Here is a 13,266-nt window from a genome sequence, read left to right as displayed (position 1 = left end):
GCTCAGTTGAGCCCGTCCGGCGATTGAGGACGAACCGGCCACCGGACGGACCCGGTGAACCTTCCCGGTCACCGCCCTAGAGCGGGAGGAACGCCGCCGCCGTGGCCGCGCCCAGCGTCGCGCCGGCCGCCGTCTGGGCGACGGAGTGGTAGCCGAGGCGTACCCGGGACCAGCACACGGCGACGACCACCGCGTACGCCGCGAGCCACCACGGGTCGTGGACGGCGGCGAGCATCGCGACGACCGCGGACGCCACGGCGGAGTCGACGCTGATCTTCCATACGGTGTTGACCGCCAGCAGGACGACCGTCATCGCCCACAGGGCGGTCATCGCGATCAGGATGCCCGTGGGCGCCCCGCCGGCGATCATGGCGAGCGCGCCGAGAGCGATCGAGCCGAGGATCACCAGGAAGATCGGTGCGCGCTGCGTCCGGTCCACGACGTGCCGGTCGCCCCATCTGCCGCGCCCGCGCTCCCACTCTATGTACGCGGCGGGTACCAGCCCGGCGCACACCGCGCCCAACAGCCCCCAGGGGACGCCGGTCCAGTCGCCCGCCGCCGCCGCGCCGATGCCGGTCATTCCGGCGAGCAGGGCGTTGCGGGGCTGGAGCACGTCGGTGACGCGGCGGGCGGTCCCGGTGGTCACGTACGCCTTACGCCATGTCGGACGCGCGCGCCCGGCCCGCCGCGATCCGTCGGTTGCGCAGGACCGACGACCAGAAGGACCAGCCGATCAGGACGACGCCGATGAGGCCGGTGATGATCTCGCTGATCTGGTACTGGATGGTGATGAGCAGGATCACGGCCAGCGCGCCGATCGCGTAGTGCGCGCCGTGCTCCAGATAGACGTAGTCGTCCAATGTCCCCTGGCGGACCAGGTAGACGGTGAGCGACCTGACGTACATCGCGCCGATACCGAGGCCGAGTGCCATCAGCACGATGTCGTTGGTGATGGCGAACGCGCCGATCACGCCGTCGAAGGAGAAGGACGCGTCGATGACTTCGAGGTAGAGGAACATGAAGAAGGCGGCCTTGCCGGTGACGGCGACCAGCGACGGACCGCCCTTGCCGCTCTGACCGGCCGCGGTCCCCGTTCCCGGCTCGCCCGGCGGAATCACCTCCGCGTCGGCCTGGGCGTCCGCCTCGTCGGCCAGTCTGTTCTCGAAGAAGCTGGAGAGCCCGCCGACGATCAGATACGTGACGAGGCCGGCGAGTCCGGAGGTGAGGACCGTCTGCGCCTTGTCGGCGTGTTCGCCGCCGTGCTGGTGGGCGTGGGTCGCGACCGTCATGGAGGCGATCAGCAGCACGATCAGCGAGAGGCAGACGGACAGCATCTCGACCTGTCCGAGCTTGGCCAGCGGGCGTTCGATCCAGCCCAGCCACTTGATCTCGCGGTCCTCGAAGATGAAGCTCAGGAAGATCATCAGCAGGAACATGCCGCCGAAGGCGGCGATGGACGGGTGGGCGTCGGTGACCAGTTGCTGGTACCGGTCCTTGTCGTTGACCGCCAGCTGCACCGCCTTGACGGGGCTGAGCTTGGCGGTGACCGCGACGATGACGACGGGAAACGCGAGTCTCATGCCGAACACGGCGATGAGGACACCGATCGTGAGGAAGATCTTCTGCCAGAAGGCACTCATCTTCTTCAGGATCCCGGCGTTGATCACCGCGTTGTCGAAGGACAGCGAGATCTCCAGCACGGTCAGGATCGCCACGACCCCGAGTGCGGTCCAGCCGTCGTAGATCACCGCCACTGCGAGGCCGAGCACGGTGAACCCGAATGCCCAGCCGAATGTTTTCAGTACCACGACTCACCAGCCTTCCGCGGACATGCTAGGCGATCTTCGCTCACGCATCCCGCCGGAAGGACCACGGGAAAGGCCACTCGGGGGCAACACTTGCCAGACAGCAACTATTAGGCCACGGTAGTACCGGACGGGTCCTCAGGCAGTGGCATCACAGCAGAGTGCCTACACCAGCAAAGGCGATGACGTGACGATGAGTACGGATTCCCCCGCCGCTCCGGCCCCCGCGGGCATCGGAGCGGCCACCACTCGTACGGACTCGCCGTCCGGCGAGCTTCCTTGGATCGAGGACACGGGGAAGGTCTCCCCCCAGGACGCCCGGCAGCTGTCGAAGCTCTTCTTCGACCGGCTCCAGGTCCTCGAAGAAGGCACCCACGAGTACCAGTACGCCCGCAACACACTGATCGAGATGAACCAGTCCCTGGTCAGATTCGCGGCACGGCGCTTCCGCAACCTCGGCAGCGGTGACATGGAGGACATCCTCCAGGTCGGCACGATCGGTCTGATCAAGGCCATCGACCGGTTCGACCTGTCCCGCGAGGTGGAGTTCAGCTCCTTCGCCGTGCCGTACATCCACGGGGAGATCAAGCGGTTCTTCCGGGACACCACCTGGGCCGTCCATGTGCCGCGCAGGCTTCAGGAGTTGCGTGCGGACCTGGCCAAGGCCCAGGACGCGCTGACCGACACGCTCGGCCGCGCGCCCACAGTGGCGGAGCTGGCCGGGCATCTGGAGCTGACCGAGGCCGAGGTCATCGACGGGCGGATCGCCTCCAACGGCTACACCGCCGGGTCGATCGATCTGCCGGCCGACGGCGGGGACGACGGACCGGCCGGTACCGGCGGGCGTGCCTTCGCCGACACGCTCGGCGCGTGCGATCCGGCCATGGAACTGGTCGAGGACTTCCACGCACTGGCCCCCCTGCTGGAGGAGCTCGACGAACGTGAGCGCGAGATCGTCGAGATGCGATTCGGACGTGAGATGACGCAGTCCGAGATCGGCGCCGAGCTGGGCGTGTCGCAGATGCATGTGTCCCGGCTGCTCTCGCGCATCCTGACCACCTTGCGTACGGGGATGCTCGCCGAGGAGTGAGCCACGGCCGCCCCTGAAGAGTGGAGCTGAACAACGGGGTGCGGGCGCCGGTCGGGCGCCCGCACCCCTCGTTGTTCGGCTCCGCTCAGCTCTGTGCCGGCGGCTCGGCGTCCGGTCTGCCCGACCAGTCGAGGCAGAGCACGAGCGCGTCGTCCGTCGTGTCCGCCTTGCGGAACTCGGCCAGCGCGCGCAGCAGGGCGCGCGGCGCCGCGGCGGCGGGAAGCAGACTGGTGGAGTTGATCGCGCGGGCCAGCGCCTGCCGGCCGTACGGCTCACCGTCCGGCGAGAGCGCGTCGTACACACCGTCGCTCACCATGAGCAGCCGGTCGCCCGGCAGCAGGTGGAATTCCTGGGCCTCGTAGTGGGACTCCTCGAACATGCCGAGCGGGAGCTGCGCTTCGAGGGGGACGCGTTCGACCGTCCGGCCGCGTCTGCGCCACAGTTGCGGCGAGCCCGCGTCCACGACCTCCACGCGGCCGGTCGCCAGGTCGAAACGCATCAGCAGAGTCGACACGTGCGACGCGCCCCGGTGCTGCTCGTAGAGCGCCTGGTCGGCGAGGGCCGCCTGGCCCGCGATGTCGAGGCCCGAGCGGCGCGCGTTGCGCAGGGCGTTGACGGCGAGGTTGCTGAGCAGGGACGCCTGGATGCCTTCGCCCATGCCGTTGGTGACGGCGACGGTCAGCTCCTCCGCGTCGGCCGCCCAGTCGAAGTTGTCCCCGTGAATGGCGTAGGCCGGTTCCAGCTGGGCGCCGATGGCGAACTCCTCGGCGGTGCAGGCGCGCGCGGGAAGCAGTTGCCACTGCATCTCGGCCGCGAGCGTGAGCCGGCTGATCCGGCGGGCCCGCTGGTAGGCGTCGGTGTCCCGCTCTGCGACCAGGATCTCGTGCCCCAGCAGATCGGCGACGTGTGTCAGCTCGTCCACGGCCTCCGGGGTGGAACGGTCGCCGGGCAGTCGCACCGAGAGGATGCCGGTCCGTTCGCCGCGGACGGTCACCGGCAGGTGGTGGTCCACGGCGTCGCCGTGTCTGACCTGCTGCTCGCGCGGTTCCTGGCTGCCGAACGCCCGTCCCTCGGGGCTGTTGTAGAGGGAGAGCGGCTGTTCCTTGCCCGGGAGCGGGTCGTACGGGGTGAGGACCGTGGCGCCGTAGTCGGCGAGGAACAGTTGCACGCGCGTGGCGCCGTGCGAGGCGGCGAGCGTGTCGCGGACCCTGTCCACGAGCGCGTGCGGCGCGGCTGCCCGCACCGATCTTCCGAGTACGTCGTCGCGTTGCGTCACGGTCTCTCAAACAATCTTGGTAGGGGGACGGGGGTGGCCTCGCGGGCAGCCGTGTGGGCGGCCTCGGGGGCGGGGCAGAGCTGACAGAGGTCGCCGTCGGGTGACACAGTGGACGGATGTCCCCCCTCACCGGTCAGCCGCGTCCGCGCGAGAAGATGTCCGAGGCCGCTCGTGCCGCCTCGGAGCTGCTTGAGGTGTTGTGGGGGCGCGGACAGGAAGCGGCGCCGTCGGGAACGGTGTCGCCCTCGCAGCTCAGGGCCCTGCTCGTGCTGGAAAAGTACGACGGGACGAACCTGCGCTCGCTGGGCAAGGCGCTCGGCTCCCGCCCCCCGTCCGTCAGCCGGCTGTGCGACCGGATGGAGGCTCTGGGCCTGGTGGAGCGGCGCACCAGCACGACCAGCCGCCGTGAGGTGGAGCTGCGGCTGAGCCCGCGCGGACGCAAGGTGCTGGACGAGCACCGGGCGATCCGGGCGCGGGAGGTCAGCGCCGTACTGGACGGCATGGACGCCTCGGCGGTGGCCGCGCTCACGGAGGGGCTGACCGCGTTCCACATGGCGGCGTCCGCCCGGCTCGACGCGGCGGCCGAGGCGCGTCCCACGGACGACCGGGGCTCGGCGGCGAACAGCGCCTGACGTCATCGCGCCCCATTTCCGCGTGCGAGTGGTGGACGGTGCGGGGTTCGGAGTGCGGTCCCGCCAAGAATGTTTACGTAGGGCAACAGTCTCTGTTGTGAAGTTTAACAGCGCGGCCCGCCGGTCTCAGAACGCGCGCGGCAGCTTGACCACGGTCACGAAGAAGTCGTCGATCTGCTGGACCGCCTTGATGAACTGTTCGAGGTCGACGGGCTTGGTCACATACGCGTTGGCGTGCAGCTTGTAGCTGCGGAGAATGTCCTCCTCGGCCGCCGACGTGGTCAGGACCACCACCGGGATATGACTGAGGTCCGGGTCGGACTTGATCTTCTCCAGCACCTGACGGCCGTCGTACTTGGGCAGATTCAGATCGAGCAGGATGAGATCGGGGCGCGGTGCCTCGATGTGCTCCTCGCGCTGGTAGAGGAAGTCCAGGGCCTCCAGACCGTCCCGTACGACATGCAGGGTGTTGCCGATCTTGTTGTCCTCGAACGCCTCCCGGGTCATGAGTTCGTCGCCGGCGTCGTCCTCGACGAGCAGGATTTCGACGGGCCGAGGCTGGGGCGAGGTGCTCATACGGTGCTTCCTTCGGTGGTGGTGACCGGCGGGGCGGTGCTGACGTCCGGCGAGGCCGGCTCGACGGCCTCGGGCAGCGGCGGTTCTACGGCGAGTTCTGCGGGGAGGGTGAAGGCGATACGTGTGCCGTCGGTGTGGGTCGTGTCGATCCAGATGTGCCCGCCGCTGTGTTCAACGACCTTCTTGCACAGCGACAGACCGATGCCGGTGCCCGCGTACGCGTCCCTCGCGTGCAGCCGCTGGAAGATGACGAAGACCTTCTCGGCGAACTCCTCGGCGATGCCGATCCCGTTGTCGGTGACGGTGAACGTCCAGGAGTCGGCCCCTTCCACCCGGTCCACGGCGATGCTGATGCGCGGTTCCCGGTCGGGGCGGCGGAACTTGACCGCGTTCCCGACGAGGTTCTGCCAGAGCATCGTCAGCAGCGTCGGGTCGCCGACGACCTCGGGCAGCTCGGCCGGGCGCTCGATGACGGCGCCGCTCTCCTCGATCGTCACCGAGAGATTCCGTACGGCGCGGTCCAGGGCCGCGTCGAGGGCGACCGGTACCTGCGCGTCCTGGACCCGGCCGACGCGGGAGAAGGTGAGCAGGTCGTTGATCAGGACCTGCATGCGCTTGGCGCCGTCGACGGCGAAGCCGATGTACTGCGTGGCGCGGTCGTCGAGCTGGTCGCCGTACCGCTTCTCCAGCAGCTGGCAGAAGGAGGCGACCTTGCGCAGCGGCTCCTGGAGGTCGTGCGAGGCGACGTACGCGAACTGTTCCAACTCGGCGTTGGAGCGCCGCAGTTCCACCGCGCTCGCGTCCAGCTCGGCGGCCTGGCGGGCGAGTTCGCCCTCGTTGCTCCGGGAGGTGGCGAGTTCGCTGACCACCCGGAGCCGCATGCCCTCCACGGCCGCCGCGAGGGTCCGCAGATCGGCCGGCCCGTGCGCGGGGATCGCGTGGTCGAAGTCCCCGTCGGCGACGCGCCTCGACGCGGTGCGCACGGTGTCCAGCGGCCGTACCACCGTGAAGTGCACGAGGACGGTGATCGCCACCCCGGTCAGCAGGAACGCCACCAGGGCGGCGATCAGCGCCCGGTCGCGGTCCGTGCGGGCCCCGGCGAACGCGGCTCGTGCGTCGCGCTGCTCCTGCCCGAGGTGTTCTTGCTGGGCGTCGAGCGCCGCGCGGACCCGGTCGAAGGCCTGCTTCGCCTCGGTCACCGAGGTGGCGTCGTCGCCCGACGCGCCCGCCAGCGCCGGGTCGGCGAACTCGGTGCGCCACTCGCGCGCGGCCCGGTCGACCGCCCGCAGGTCGGCGACCGGCCGGTCGAGTCCGTCGACCAGGTCGGCGAGCCGCTCGCGCGCCGCCGTCTCGTCGGTGAGGCCGCGCCGGTACGGCTCCAGCAGGTCCTCGTCCCTGGTCAGCTGATAGCCGCGGACGCCCGTCTCCTGGTCGAGAAGGGCGGCCTGGAGCCGGAAGGCCTGGGTACGGGCCGGGGACACCTCGTCGATCAGGTGGTCGCCGGTCTCGGTGGTGCGCGCGAGCGTGGCGGCGGCCACCGCCCCGGCGACCAGCGTCATGGCGCAGAGGGCGGCGACGGCCAGCAGGAACCAGCCCTGGACGGTGAGCCGCCGGAGTATCCGGACCCGGTGGCCGAACGGCGGGCGCGGCGTCCCGGCGGGAGGTCGCGTGGTGTCGGACATCAGGTGGCACCGTTCCATTCGAGGTGAAGCACGGCGACGTCGTCGGCCAGGCCACCGCCGCTCGCCGCGAGGGTCTGCGCGGAGTGGATCAGCGTGTCGACGAACGTCTCGGCCGCTTCGTGCGCGTGGCGCCGGGCGAGTTCCAGGAGCCCGTGCTCCCCCAGCCGTTCGAAACCGGTGCCGATACGTCCCTCGATGAGCCCGTCGGTGAACATCATCACCGCGCCGTGCCGGTGGACGGGGACGGCGGTCACGGGCCAGGACACCCGGCCGGGCAGCAGGCCGAGTACGGGACCGCCCGGCACCTCCTCCAGGCGCACGCCGCCCTCGGGCGACCGGATCAGCACGCCGGGGTGGCCGGCGCGCTGCACGTTCATGTGGTCCTCGGCCGGCAGCCGGGTCAGACAGGTGAGGGTCGCGAAGATCTCGGGACCGGACCGTTCGGCGACGAGGATCTGTTCGAGCAGGGCGAGGAGTTGCTGGCCGCGGGCGCCCGCCAGGACGAAGGAGCGCCACGCCACCCGCAGACACACACCGAGCGCCGCCTCGTCGGGCCCGTGCCCGGAGACGTCGCCCACGACCGCGTGGGTCATACCGTCGGGTGTCTGGACGACGTCGTAGAAGTCGCCGCCGAGCAGCGCCTGGGAGCGGCCGGGCTGGTAGCGGGCGCATATGGCGACCGTCGAGTCGAGGAGCAGCGGGGTGGGCAGGAGGCCGCGCTCCAGGCGGGCGTTCTCCTGGGCGCGGAGCCGGCTCGTCTGGAGGGCGGACGCCGCCTGTTCGGTGTGCTTGCGCTGGATCGCGTAGCGGATCGCGCGGAGGAACAGGTCGGGCTCCACCCGCCCCTTGATCAGATAGTCCTGGGCCCCGGCCGCGACGGCCGCGAGACCGGCCTGCTCCTCGGCGAGCCCGGTCAGCACGACCACGGCCGCACCGCCGGCGTGGACGAGGACCCGCTCCAGCGCTTCCAGGCCCTGGGCGTCCGGCAGATGGAGGTCGAGCAGGATGCACTGCGGCACCTCCGCCTCCAGCGCGACGACCGCCTCGGCCAGCGTCCTGGCGAGGCTCAGCCGCAGCGGGACCTCGCTGTCGGCCACGAGTTCCTCGACCAGGAGCGCGTCGCCGGGGTCGTCCTCGATCAGCAGCACCGTGGGCGGGCGCCCGTTCCACAGGGCCTGCGCCGCGTCGTCCCCCCGCGTCGTGTCCCTGCTCGCGGGGACGTGTCCCCGTACGCCGGGCGACGAAGGGGTGCCGGGTCTGCCTGAGGTGGATTTGACCGCTGTGTTCGGGCGGGTGCCCATGGCAGTTGTTCTCCTCTCGCCACGGGCGCCACGGCCCGTGGGACCGCCGGGTGCGTCCGGGTTGAGACTAAAGCGATCAGTTACCGCATGACAACATTTTCCCGGATCACCCTCGGACGACCGTCGGGGCTGCCCTCTCACGACCCGCGCGCCCACCGGTCGGACGCGTGGTCGTCCTGGTGGCCGAGGGTCCCGTCAGCCGCCCGGGAACATCGGGTACCTGTGCGCGGGCACGGTCGAAGCGGCTGCCCCGGGAGTACCCGGAAGTGATCCTGGCAGAGACGAGGACCGTACATGCGGATCGGTTACAAACTGGCCTCCGAGGCGTTCGGTCCGGCGGAACCGGTCCGGCAGGCGGTCCTCGCCGAGCGCGCGGGTTTCGACTTCGCCGAGATCAGCGACCACTTCCACCCATGGCCCGACAACCAGGGACATTCCCCCTTCACCCGGACCGTGCTGGGCGCGATCGCGGCGAAGACCGAACGCGTCGGTCTCGCCACCGGCGTGACCTGTCCGACCGTGCGCCACCACCCGGCGGTCATCGCCCAGGCGGCGGTGACGCTCGCGCTGCTCTCCGACGGCCGCTTCGTCCTCGCGGGAGGCCCTGGACATCATCCGGCTGCTGTGACGCAGGCGGTGACGGGCCCCGCTACGCGCGCGAAACTCGACGGTCCGCCGCGGCGGCTCACCCCGAAGGGTTCAACAGCCCGAGGACTGGTCGTAGCGAACTGAAAGGGTTCAGCCAAGAGGCTCAAATCGCCTGCCCGGCAAGGCAATGTGAGCGCGACACCTTGACGCGCCAGGAGCCCGCCCCTACTTTCACGCAATGAATCGATTCACTGTCGAATTGTTCTGGGGTTGACGTGATCAGTAGACGCCGCATGCTCACCACCACCACCGCAGCCGCACTGGGCACCTCCCTCGCCACGGCCGCCGCGCCGTCGGCGCAGGCCGCCGAGCAGGCCGTGACCGGCACCGCCGCCGGCCCGGGCCGGGCCGGCGCACTCCGGGTCGGCGCGCCGACCGTCGAGTACGTACGCAATCCGCTGGGCCTCGACACCCCGAAGCCCAGGCTGAGTTGGCCCCTGCTGTCCGACACGCCCGGCCAGGCGCAGAGCGCGTACCAGGTCCGGGTCGCGTCGAGTCCCGACAAGCTGGCGAAGCCCGACGTGTGGGACAGCGGGAAGGTCGAGTCGGACCACTCGGTGCTCGTGTCGTACGCGGGGCCCGCGCTCAAGCCACTGACGCGGTATCACTGGTCGGTCCGGGTCTGGAACGCCGCCGGTGAGGTCTCCGGCTGGAGTGACAGCGCCTGGTGGGAGACCGGGCTGATGAGCACGGCGGCCTGGTCCGCGCGGTGGATCGCCGCGCCGGCGACGCTGAGCGGTGCGCCGACCCTGCGGGGCTCGTCCTGGATCTGGTTCCCCGAGGGCGAACCGGCGAACAACCTGCCCGCCGGGACCCGTTGGTTCCGCCACGCCGTCGATGTCCCGGCCGGTGTCACGGGCGCCCGTCTCGTGGTGGGCGCCGACGACGCGTACACCGTGTACGTGAACGGCACCGAGGTGAGCCGTACCGAGCCCGACGGGCCCGCCGAGAACTGGCGCCGTCCGGCCGTCGTCGATGTCACGGCCCACCTGCGCGCCGGCGCCAACGTCCTGGCCGCGTCCGCGATCAACGCCACCGAGAGCCCGACGGGTTTCATCGCCGTACTGGAACTGACCTCGGCCGACGGGACCACGAGCACCGTCCACACGGACGACACCTGGAAGAGCACGGACAAGGAGCCGTCCGGCGCCTGGCAGCAGGCCGATTACGACGACAGTGCCTGGCCCGCCGCCAAGAAGGGCCCCGCGTGGGGCTCCGGGCCGTGGGGAGCGGTGGCGCCCGCGATCTTTCCCGCCACCCAGCTGCGGCACGCCTTCCGACTGGCGGACAAGCCGGTCGCGAGCGCCCGTCTCCTCACGACCGCGCTCGGCCACTACGAGGCGCACATCAACGGACAGCGCGTCGGCAAGGACCAGTTCGCGCCCGGCTGGACCGACTACCGCCAGCGGGTGCAGTACCAGACGTACGACGTCACCGCGCTCGTCCGGCGCGGCGCCAACGCGCTCGGCGCGCATCTCGCGCTCGGCTGGTACGGCGGCAACCTCGGCATGTTCGGACCGCACCACTACGGCGACCGGCCCGCGCTGCTGGCCCAGTTGGAGGTCACGTACCAGGACGGGACGACCGAGCGGGTCGTGTCGGGGAACAACTGGCGGGCCGCGTCCGGGCCCATCGTGTCGACCGACATGCAGGCGGGCGAGCAGTACGACGCCCGCCTGGAGACGAAGGGCTGGACGTCACCGGGCTTCGACGACAAGGGCTGGCTCGCGGCCGAGCAGGTCGACGGCATCACGACGGAGATCGTCGCGGAGCTGGACGGCCCGGTGCGGATCACGAAGGAGCTGCCCGCCAAGAAGGTCACGCGCGTGGCGCCGGGGGTCTTCGTCTTCGACCTCGGCCAGAACATGGTCGGTTCGGTACGGCTCCGGGTGTCGGGCACGGCGGGCACGACCGTGAAGCTGCGGCACGCCGAGGTGCTGAACCCGGACGGCTCGGTCTACACCACCAACCTCCGTACGGCGCGCGCCACCGACACCTACACGCTCAAGGGCGGGGGCGAGGAGACGTTCGAACCGCGCTTCACCTTCCACGGTTTCCGCTACGTCGAGGTCACCGGCTTCCCGGGCACGCCGCGCGCGAGTGCGATCACCGGCCGCGTCATGCACACGTCGGCGCCGTTCACCTTCGAGTTCGACTCCGACGTCCCCATGCTCAACCAGCTGCACAGCAACATCAGTTGGGGCCAGCGCGGCAACTTCCTCTCCATTCCGACCGACACGCCCGCCCGGGACGAACGGCTCGGCTGGACCGGTGACATCAACGTCTTCGCCCCCACCGCGACGTACGTCATGGAGTCCGCGCGCTTCCTCACCAAGTGGCTCCAGGACCTGCGGGACGCCCAGACCGACGGCGGCTCGTTCACCCACGTCGCCCCGGACATCGCGGGCGTCGGCGACGGCTCGGCCGGTTGGGGCGACGCCGGTGTCACGGTGCCGTGGGCGCTGTACCAGGCGTACGGCGACGAGCGGATACTCGACGCGTCGTGGGACTCGATGGTCAAGTGGCTGGACTATCTGCGGGCGCACAGCGACAACCTGCTGCGCCCGGCGGACGGTTTCGGCGACTGGCTCAACATCGAGGACGAGACGCCGAAGGACGTCATCGGCACCGCCTACTTCGCTCATGTCGCCGATCTCACCGCGCGGACGGCCCGGGTGCTGGGCAAGGATCCCGCGCCGTACGAGACGCTGTTCGGCCAGGTCCGCGACGCCTTCCGGGCGGCGTACGTGACGGCCGACGGCCGGGTGAAGGGTGATACGCAGACGGCGTACGTGCTCGCCCTGTCCATGGATCTACTGCCCGAGGCGTCCCGCGGGCCCGCCGCCGACCGGCTGGTGGCGCTGATCGAGGCGAAGGACTGGCATCTGTCGACCGGCTTCCTCGGCACGCCCCGGCTGCTGCCGGTGCTCACCGACACCGGCCACACCGATGTGGCGTACCGCCTGCTGCACCGGCGCACGTTCCCCGGCTGGGGGTACCAGATCGAGAACGGCGCGACCACGATGTGGGAGCGCTGGGACTCGATCAGGCCGGACGGCAGTTTCCAGGACGCCGGGATGAACTCCTTCAACCACTACGCCTACGGGTCGGTCGGCGAGTGGATGTACGCGAACATCGCGGGGATCGCGCCGGGCCGGCCGGGGTTCAAGGAGATCGTCATCAGACCACGGCCCGGTGGTGAGGTGAAGCGGGCCGGGGGCCGGTACGCGTCGGTCCACGGGCCGATCAGCACCCGCTGGGAGTCGGGGCCGGGCGGCTTCGAGCTGGAGTGCTCGGTGCCGCCCAACACCACGGCCGAGGTGTGGGTGCCGGCGCGGAAGGCGGGCGACGTCAGGCACAAGGGCGCGAAGTTCCTGCGGATGCAGGACGGTTGCGCGGTGTACGCGGTGGCGTCGGGGCGCCATCGGTTCACCACCTGATCGCGGTCCGGCGGCCGGGTGCGGGAGGGCGTCCCGTACCCGGCCGCCGACCGTCGGCGCGGGTCAGCCGCCGAGCAGCGGCGGCAGTCCGAGGAGACCACCGAGAAGGCCGTCGACCGGATTGCCGTTGCCCTCGGGCTCGTCGGCCGGCGGGTCGGGCTCGACCTGCGGCTCCTTCGGAGGCGTACCCGCGTTGTCGCCGGCGGGCGGGGTCACGTCCGAGGCCGGCGGCGTCGGCGCGGTGTCCGGGCCCGAACCCGTCTCTGTTTCCGTCTCCGCGTTCTGTCCGGAGCCGGAGCCGGAAGCGACCGTGTCCGCACCACCCGCCGGGGTCTCGCGGGGGGCGGCGGCGCCGTCCCCCGCATCGGCCGCTTCGGCGGGAGCCGCCGTGGCCGACGGAGGTACGACGCCCTCCTCCCAGCCCCAGTCGGCGGGCAGGGTCCCGTTCGGGATGGTCGGCTCCCAGCTGGGCTGCTCGGCCCCTGCCCCTGCCCCCTTGACCTCGGCGGCCTCGGCCACCGCGTCCGTCACGCCCGGTATCCGGAGAAACGGTGCGCCGGAGCTGCCCCCGACCAGCGAGGCGGCCACGGTCGTCGCGTAACAGGCGCAGACGATGGCGACCGCCCAGCCGAACCGCCGGAACGTCCGGCTCCGGCGACCGCTGGTGTCGACGAACACCTGTCGCGTTTCTGGCTCACTGTCTCTGTGTACGTTCACTGGATCCGCGTGCCCCCTGGTCTTCTCTCCGCGAGTCGCGGATACGCCCATTCAGACACGTCTTCGGAGTCAACAACGCCACGGATTGGTCGGATTACC

At 70.7% G+C, this 13,266-nt stretch carries 10 protein-coding genes and 1 pseudogene; 4 read left to right on the top strand and 7 right to left on the bottom strand.

The annotated features are described in order from the left end of the window. Positions 1-76: 76 nt before the first annotated feature. Positions 77-646: a hypothetical protein gene (locus ACFT9I_RS24470; RefSeq protein WP_382567455.1), complete on the bottom strand. Its 570-nt coding sequence runs from the start codon at positions 644-646 to the stop codon at positions 77-79. 7 nt (positions 647-653) lie between these two features. After that, positions 654-1,808 (bottom strand): DUF475 domain-containing protein, encoded by a 1,155-nt coding sequence (locus ACFT9I_RS24465; protein WP_382567453.1) that lies wholly within the window; start codon positions 1,806-1,808, stop codon positions 654-656. A gap of 190 nt (positions 1,809-1,998) precedes the next feature. On the opposite strand from ACFT9I_RS24465, the gene ACFT9I_RS24460 reads away from it, so the two are divergent. Next, entirely contained in the window at positions 1,999-2,895 is an 897-nt protein-coding gene (locus ACFT9I_RS24460; RefSeq protein ID WP_382567452.1) for a SigB/SigF/SigG family RNA polymerase sigma factor, read from the top strand. 85 nt (positions 2,896-2,980) lie between these two features. On the opposite strand, the gene ACFT9I_RS24455 is transcribed toward ACFT9I_RS24460, so the two are convergent. Then, positions 2,981-4,171, bottom strand: coding sequence for a PP2C family protein-serine/threonine phosphatase (locus tag ACFT9I_RS24455; RefSeq protein WP_382567450.1), 1,191 nt, complete (start codon positions 4,169-4,171; stop codon positions 2,981-2,983). A 116-nt stretch (positions 4,172-4,287) separates the two neighbouring features. Here ACFT9I_RS24455 and ACFT9I_RS24450 point away from each other — a divergent pair, with 116 nt between their 5' ends. Further along, positions 4,288-4,803, top strand: coding sequence for a MarR family winged helix-turn-helix transcriptional regulator (locus ACFT9I_RS24450; protein WP_382567448.1), 516 nt, complete (start codon positions 4,288-4,290; stop codon positions 4,801-4,803). Positions 4,804-4,929: 126 nt separating this feature from the next. On the opposite strand, the gene ACFT9I_RS24445 is transcribed toward ACFT9I_RS24450, so the two are convergent. Genes ACFT9I_RS24445 through ACFT9I_RS24435 form a run of 3 tightly spaced genes read right to left on the bottom strand, consistent with a single transcriptional unit; the run spans position 4,930 to position 8,362 of the window. Then, positions 4,930-5,379 (bottom strand): response regulator, encoded by a 450-nt coding sequence (locus ACFT9I_RS24445; RefSeq protein ID WP_382567446.1) that lies wholly within the window; start codon positions 5,377-5,379, stop codon positions 4,930-4,932. Beyond that, the gene (locus tag ACFT9I_RS24440) at positions 5,376-7,061 is read right to left on the bottom strand and encodes an ATP-binding protein (protein WP_382567444.1); all 1,686 of its coding nucleotides are present in this window, start codon (positions 7,059-7,061) and stop codon (positions 5,376-5,378) included. The genes ACFT9I_RS24445 and ACFT9I_RS24440 overlap by 4 nt, the downstream gene beginning before the upstream one ends. Next, positions 7,061-8,362: a PP2C family protein-serine/threonine phosphatase gene (locus ACFT9I_RS24435; RefSeq protein ID WP_382567442.1), complete on the bottom strand. Its 1,302-nt coding sequence runs from the start codon at positions 8,360-8,362 to the stop codon at positions 7,061-7,063. Before ACFT9I_RS24435 ends, ACFT9I_RS24440 begins: the two co-directional genes overlap by 1 nt. Positions 8,363-8,656: 294 nt before the next feature. Between ACFT9I_RS24435 and ACFT9I_RS24430 the strand changes: the two are divergent. Continuing rightward, positions 8,657-9,010, top strand: a pseudogene (locus ACFT9I_RS24430) (LLM class flavin-dependent oxidoreductase); the annotation flags it as partial. A 215-nt stretch (positions 9,011-9,225) separates the two neighbouring features. Next, positions 9,226-12,450, top strand: coding sequence for an alpha-L-rhamnosidase (locus ACFT9I_RS24425; RefSeq protein WP_382567440.1), 3,225 nt, complete (start codon positions 9,226-9,228; stop codon positions 12,448-12,450). 63 nt (positions 12,451-12,513) lie between these two features. On the opposite strand, the gene ACFT9I_RS24420 is transcribed toward ACFT9I_RS24425, so the two are convergent. After that, positions 12,514-13,128 carry a hypothetical protein gene (locus ACFT9I_RS24420; protein ID WP_382567438.1) on the bottom strand — a complete coding sequence of 205 codons (615 nt, stop codon included), beginning with the start codon at positions 13,126-13,128 and terminating at the stop codon, positions 12,514-12,516. Positions 13,129-13,266 lie beyond the last annotated feature (138 nt).

Source organism: Streptomyces sp. NPDC057137, assembly GCF_042670825.1.
Classification (GTDB): Bacteria; Actinomycetota; Actinomycetes; order Streptomycetales; family Streptomycetaceae; genus Streptomyces.
The sequence above is the reverse complement of the archived record's forward strand: the minus strand, read 5'-3'. Positions and strand labels throughout refer to the sequence as shown.

Excerpts from the sequence above, each read along its gene's own strand:
- ACFT9I_RS24460 (WP_382567452.1), top strand. The coding sequence starts at position 1,999 with ATGAGTACGGATTCCCCCGCCGCTCCGGCCCCCGCGGGCATCGGAGCG.
- ACFT9I_RS24450 (WP_382567448.1), top strand. The coding sequence starts at position 4,288 with ATGTCCCCCCTCACCGGTCAGCCGCGTCCGCGCGAGAAGATGTCCGAG.
- ACFT9I_RS24445 (WP_382567446.1), bottom strand. The coding sequence starts at position 5,379 with ATGAGCACCTCGCCCCAGCCTCGGCCCGTCGAAATCCTGCTCGTCGAG.
- ACFT9I_RS24440 (WP_382567444.1), bottom strand. The coding sequence starts at position 7,061 with ATGTCCGACACCACGCGACCTCCCGCCGGGACGCCGCGCCCGCCGTTC.
- ACFT9I_RS24435 (WP_382567442.1), bottom strand. The coding sequence starts at position 8,362 with ATGGGCACCCGCCCGAACACAGCGGTCAAATCCACCTCAGGCAGACCC.